The following is a 1984-nucleotide window of genomic DNA, read 5'->3' on the forward strand; positions in this document are numbered from 1 at the left end:
GTGCAGGAATCCGCGCCTGTCGAATCCCCGGCGTCCCCCCACCCCGTGCACCTTGCCCGGCACCGGTCGGCGGTGTTGGATGCCCCTCGCGCAGGCCGGTTCGCTGTTGGGACCACCGCCACGAGGAGCGGTAACGGCCGCGGGTGTTGGAGTGGGCCGCGATGACGGTACGAGCGAAGGTCGGGCGTTTGGCGGCGATGACGCGGCGGCGGAGCACCCTGCGACAGGCCTTCCAGGGGCTTGGCACCGGGCCCTTCGTGGGCGTGCGTCCCGGACCGGGTGCGCCCCGCGCGGACAGTCACCTGCTGGAAGAGACGGTGCGCGAGCGCACCGCGGCGCTGGAGGCCGCCAACGCGAAGCTGTCCAGCAGCCTGGAGCAGCTCCACGCCACGCAGGCCCAGTTGCTCTTCGCCGACCGGCTCATCGCCCTGGGGCGCATCGCCGCGGGCGTGGGCCATGAAATCAACAACCCGCTGGCCTTCATCCTGAGCAACCTGGAGTACATCCACCAGGAGCTGCAGCAGAAGGAGCGCCTGTCGGAGCAGGACCGGCAGGAGATATTGGAGGCGCTGGCGGAGACGCGCGACGGGGCGGAGCGGATCCGGCTCATCGTGCGCGACTTGCAGACGCTGTCGCGCGCGGAGGACGTGGGCAGCGGGCCCGCGGAGCTGGCGGCGGTGGTGCGCACGGCGGCGAAGATGGCCATGCACGAATTGCGGCACCGCGCGCGCCTGGTGGTGGAGTGCGACGGCGTGCCCCCGGTGCAGGGCAACGGCTCACGGCTGGGCCAGGTGTTCCTCAACCTGCTGCTCAACGCGGCGCAGTCCATCTCCCCGGGCAACGCGGAGGCCAACGAGGTGCGCGTGGTGGCCCGTCCCGGAGCGCCGGGCCACGTGCTGGTGGAGGTGCGCGACACCGGCTGCGGCATCGCGCCCGAGCACCGCGAGCGCATCTTCGACCCCTTCTTCACCACCAAGCCGCTGGGCGTGGGCACGGGCCTGGGGCTCGCGGTGTGCCATGGCATCGTCACCTCGTTGGGCGGGACGCTGACGATGGAGAGCGCGCCGGGCCAGGGCAGCATCTTCCGCGTGTGCCTGCCCGTGGCGGGCGCCTTCGTACAGACGCCCCGTTCTCAGGCAGACTGGGCCTGACGGGCGTCCCTTCCGGGTGTCCCGGTGCGTGGCGCGCGCGAGGTCCCGGGATGCTGATGGACACCCCCTCCCTGCCGGTGTTGGCCCTGGTGGTGCTGGTCATCTCCGGGCTGGTGAAGTTGCTGACCGTCGCCCTGGGGTGGCTGGCCTGGCGCACGCGCGCCGCGGAGCGCCTCCGGGTGTACCGGCGCGAGCTGGCGGAAGGGCAGCTTCGCAGCGAACTCTGGGCGGCGGTGGGCGTGCTGCTGGCCGACGCGGTCATCATCGCCGGCTTCCTCTATTGGACGGGCCCCAAGCATGCGCCCTTCAGCGTGTCCGCCACGCTCTGGACGTACGCGTGGATGTTCGTGGGCTACGAGGTGTGGTTCTACGCGACGCACCGGCTGATGCACCTGCCCCGCTTCTACCGCTTCCATGCGCAGCACCACGTGGCCAAGGTGACGGCGCCCCTCACCGCGCTGTCCTTCTCCGTGCTGGAGCGGGTGTCGCTGATGGGCGGCGGGCTGTGCCTGCACTACGCGGCGATCCACCTGATGCCCGGCACGCAGGCCGGAATCCTCGCCTACATGCTGACCAACTACGCCCTCAACGCGGTGGGCCATGGCAACACGGAGTGGCTGCCCAAGCGCTTCGTGACGTCCTGGGTGGGCCGCATCTTCTTCACGCCCACGTTCCACGCGATGCATCACGCCCGCTACCAGGGGCACTACGGCCTCTACACCGTGCTGTTGGACCGGTGGTTCGGCAGCACGTTCGAGGACTATCCGCAGGTGCATGCCCGGGCCCGGGACGGCGAGGGCCTCACCCGCATGGGAGAGCGGCTGCCCGTGGCC

Annotated in this window: 2 protein-coding genes; both read left to right on the forward strand. The window is 71.0% G+C overall.

From position 1 onward, the window contains the following. Positions 1-161: 161 nt before the first annotated feature. Positions 162-1151 carry a sensor histidine kinase gene (locus D7V88_RS40990; RefSeq protein ID WP_120545894.1) on the forward strand — a complete coding sequence of 330 codons (990 nt, stop codon included), beginning with the start codon at positions 162-164 and terminating at the stop codon, positions 1149-1151. Positions 1152-1207: 56 nt separating this feature from the next. Continuing rightward, on the forward strand, positions 1208-1984 hold a 777-nt coding region (locus D7V88_RS40995; RefSeq protein ID WP_244238677.1), incomplete at its 3' end, for a sterol desaturase family protein.

It is taken from the genome of Corallococcus terminator (genome assembly GCF_003611635.1).
In the GTDB taxonomy this organism is placed as follows: domain Bacteria; phylum Myxococcota; class Myxococcia; order Myxococcales; family Myxococcaceae; genus Corallococcus; species Corallococcus terminator.

Coding starts and splice junctions, on each gene's coding strand:
- D7V88_RS40990 (WP_120545894.1), top strand. CDS start 162: ATGACGGTACGAGCGAAGGTCGGGCGTTTGGCGGCGATGACGCGGCGG.